We start from the raw sequence: 3,236 nt of genomic DNA, 5'->3' as shown, positions 1-3,236 counted from the left end.
GTTCCCCGCCCGAGCCCTTCGCCGTCTGCGACGCGGGCGGTGAGGCGGACGGCGAGATGGGCGGCGAGGCGGGCGGGGACGCCGGGGCGGGCCCCGGCCCGGCGTCGGACTCGGACCGGCCGTCAGGCTCGGGCCCGGCCGGTGGTGCGGGTACCTGAAGCGGGGAGAAGTCCGGCATCAGGCCGCGGGAGGACTCCTTCAGCGCGGTCCAGCGGTCCTCACGGGGCCCGCGGGCCGTCCAGGTGTCCGCCGGGAGGAAGTCGTACAGCTCGGACTCGTCGTCGAGCGGGCCGGACCCGCCGTCGAGGTCCGTGTCCGACGGCTCCTCCCCCGCCGCCGGAGCCGAGGGCGCCGGGGACGCCGCCGGTACCTCCACGAACGGCACCGCGTCCCTTTGCCCTTCGGCCTCGGCGCCGCCACGGCGCAGCAGCCCGCGCAGCCCCCGGCCGGGCGTCCGCAGCCGCCACGCCCGCAGCGCCAGCGCCAGCGGGACACCCGGGCCGGCCGTCCAGAGCAGGGCGGCGCCGCCGGTGAGCCACCACACGGGGCCGAACTCCGAGAGGCGGCCGGTCCCGAGCGGACCTCCGGACGCCGCGGCGAGCAGGCACATGAGCACGGCGCAGCCGACCGCGCCGAGCAGCACCGTGAGGGCGGTCCCGCCGGAGCTCCAGGCGCTCTCGCGCTCACCGTGCCGCGGGGCCGCCGCTCCCACCGTGAACCAGGCGAGCACCACGCCCGCGACGAGGGGCACCGCGACCGCCGCCCAGTGCAGCGGCGTGCCGGGCCCCTGCCCCGGCACCGCCGCGAGCAGCGGGAAGTCGGGCAGCGCGGGCGTGCCGGTCGCCGCGAGCGGTGCAGCCGTCGCGCCCGTGCCGAGGGTGAAGCCGGGCCCGAGCCCGTAAGCGGCGCCCCACACCGCCGCGTTGGGCAGCAGCGCGAGCGCCAGCAGAGCGAGGGCCGCCCGGCCCGACCACTCCCCGGACAGGCCCAGGAACGACTCCTGTGCGGCCCGCCCGTGCCAGACGGTGGAGGTCACGGCCAGCACCGCCCCGCCGACGATCAGCGTGAGCGTGCCCGCGCCGGCGGACCGCAGCGCGGCGGACACCCTGGCATGGGCGAGGGCCGCCCCCAGCCGCTTCGGCACCCGGGTCGGCAACGGTCCGAGCGGCCGGCCGCTCGCGGTCCAGGCCCCGGTGGCCGCGGCCAGGAAGGTCACGAGCGGCAGATGGACCAGTGCGCTCAGTGGGTCGGCGGCGAAGGAACCACCGGCGACGTAGAGCACGACCGGCGCACCGACCATCACGTAACCGCTGGCCACCATCGTCGGCGCGCTCCAGGCTGACGGCCTCGGCCGGCCCTCCGCCGGTTCCAGGGCGTCGCGTGCCGCACGGTGGGCCAGCCAGACGGGCACGGCGACGAGCAGCAGCGGCACGATCCCCATGGGCGCGGGCGCCCCGGAGAGCGTGTCCGTCCGCACGAGTTCCGTGCCGTGCGCGAGCAGCCACAGAGCCGCCGCGACGTGCAGCGCGTCGGACGGGTCGCTGTCGGGGAAGGGCGAGCTGATCCACATCACCATCACGAGCACGGTGATCACGCCGAGCCCGAGTCCGGCCGCCGTCGCGCCGCGTACGAACGACGCGACCAGCGCGACCGACGTGCCGCCCTGCACGGCGACCGGGGCTTGCGGCACTGAGTGGCTCTGTTCGGTCACTTGGGTCACGCGGCCATGCTGCCAACGACACGCGCTTTATCCATGTAACGGGCGAATGACCGATGTGTCGCCCAAGATACGTTTATGTGCTTTTTCGTCGCGTGCAGTGCCGTGAGGTGCCCTTCATGACCGAGAGCATCACCCGCTCCGCGTCCGGAACCCCCCTGCCGCCCCCGAAAGAACGGCGCAGGCTCCGAGAGGCGAATTCCCTCTCCGAGGACGAGGTCGCGACGACGATGGGAGTCACCCGGGCGACGATCCGGTCCTGGGAGACCGGACGCACGAACCCCAGGGGGCGCAAGCGCGAGGCGTACGCCGGGCTGCTCGCCGCCCTCGGCACGCAGACCGTGGAGAGCACCCCGGGCGGCGGGCCCCCGACGGACGACCGGGACCTGAATGGCAGGGGCGAGGACGGCGGGGACGAAGACCGGGACCCGAACGGCAGGGACGAAGAGACCCGGGACGAAGACGGCCACGTCCGCACCGCACGGCCGACCCGCACGGCGCAGCCCACGGCGAACACCCGCCCCCGCCCCGCCGTGAAACGCGCCGCGAAACCGCCCACGATCCTGCCTCCGAGGCCCGTCGGCAGGCCCGGACCGCCGTCCGCGACGGCGCCCTCCGCCGAGGTCCCGCGTGCCGTCGGCTCCCTCGGTCCGGCGGCCCTGACCGTGCCGGCGCCCAGCCCGGAGGAGGCGTTCGACGTGCTCTACGCGGGCGCCGCCCCGGACCTGGTGCGCCAGACGTATCTGCTCACCGGACGCCGGCGGCTCTCCCAGGAGTCGGTCGAGCGTGCCTTCCACCACGCCTGGCAGCGCTGGCCGGAGGTCGCCGTGGACCGGGACCCGGCGGGCTGGGTGCGGGCGGTCGCGTACGACTACGCCATGTCCCCGTGGAACCGGCTGCGGCCCGCGCACCGGTACCCCGACGAACTGCCCGCCGAGGAACCCCGGCGGGAACTGCTCGAGGCGCTGCAGGAACTCCCCACCTCCTACCGCCGCGCGCTGCTGCTCCACGACGGCCTGGGGCTCGGACTGCCGGACACAGCGGCGGAGACGGAGGCGAGCACCCCGGCCACCGCGAACCGTCTCGTGCACGCGCGTGAGGCCATGGCCGAGCGGCTCCCCGAACTGGCGGACACGAGCCTGCTGCGGGACCGGCTGGGGGCGCTGGCCTGCGCCGGTCCCGCACCTCTCATGACACCGGCGTGCGACGTGCGCAGCGGGTGCGAGCGCAGGGCGCGGATGTGGACACGGGCGGCCGTCGCGGCGACCGCGCTGATCGTCGCGGCGACCGCCTTCACCTTCGTCACGGCACCACGGCAGTACGATCCGCCGATCTCGCCGGCCCAGCAGATCGAAGGCGTACCCGCACCGCAGTACGGGCCGCCCCGGCTGACGGATCAGGACAAGGCGCTTCGCGACAAGCTCCGTTCGGACCCGGCGAACGGGCCTGGGCGCCTCGTCCCGCTGCACGGCTGACAAGCTCGTTCCGATACGCGTGCGGGCCCGCCCCGGTCACCCGG

At 75.7% G+C, this 3,236-nt stretch carries 2 protein-coding genes; one reads left to right on the top strand and one right to left on the bottom strand.

The genetic code is table 11. The features are described 5' to 3' along the window. Nucleotides 1-1,720, bottom strand: a 1,720-nt coding sequence (locus tag ACWGH4_RS33330) for a cell division protein PerM (protein ID WP_453467434.1), incomplete at its 3' end; no start/stop codon positions are given. A gap of 116 nt (nucleotides 1,721-1,836) precedes the next feature. Between ACWGH4_RS33330 and ACWGH4_RS33325 the strand changes: the two genes are divergently transcribed. Then, the gene (locus ACWGH4_RS33325) at nucleotides 1,837-3,192 is read left to right on the top strand and encodes a sigma factor-like helix-turn-helix DNA-binding protein (RefSeq protein WP_453467432.1); all 1,356 of its coding nucleotides are present in this window, start codon (nucleotides 1,837-1,839) and stop codon (nucleotides 3,190-3,192) included. Nucleotides 3,193-3,236: the final 44 nt, after the last annotated feature.

Source organism: Streptomyces sp. NPDC054847, assembly GCF_053610925.1.
The sequence above is the reverse complement of the archived record's forward strand: the minus strand, read 5'-3'. Positions and strand labels throughout refer to the sequence as shown.

Bases quoted from the DNA above. Each gene is read 5' to 3' on its own strand.
- ACWGH4_RS33325 (WP_453467432.1), top strand. From the start codon at position 1,837: ATGACCGAGAGCATCACCCGCTCCGCGTCCGGAACCCCCCTGCCGCCC.